Here is a 319-nt window from a genome sequence, read left to right as displayed (position 1 = left end):
CGAGTAACGAAGCCAGCTTTACGCAGAACAGATTGCTCCGTCTCATCGTACTCCATCAGAGCACGAGTGATGCCGTGGCCGGATATGTGTGCACCAGCGTAGCGGGTGTCACACAGACTAACGCTACCAGGCTAAGAACCACAGCACTTTTCTTCCAAGCAAAAAAAACCGCTGCACAGGGCAGCGGTTTTCCGGTCCGTAGGACTCGAAGCGTAATATTAACGCTTGGAGAACTGTGGACGACGACGTGCTTTACGCAGACCAACTTTCTTACGCTCAACCTCACGGGCGTCACGAGTAACGAAGCCAGCTTTACGCA

General features: G+C 53.0%; 1 protein-coding gene and 1 pseudogene. Both read right to left on the bottom strand.

The features are described 5' to 3' along the window. A pseudogene (locus tag FCL42_RS21560) lies at positions 1-95 on the bottom strand (30S ribosomal protein S9); the annotation flags it as partial. A gap of 123 nt (positions 96-218) precedes the next feature. After that, a partial coding sequence (rpsI, locus tag FCL42_RS21555; RefSeq protein WP_136865459.1) for a 30S ribosomal protein S9 occupies positions 219-319 on the bottom strand: 101 nt, incomplete at its 5' end.

This window comes from Ferrimonas aestuarii, assembly GCF_005116665.1.
GTDB lineage: Bacteria > Pseudomonadota > Gammaproteobacteria > Enterobacterales > Shewanellaceae > Ferrimonas > Ferrimonas aestuarii.
Note: the sequence above shows the minus strand (reverse complement) of the source record. Positions and strands in the feature narration are given on the sequence as shown.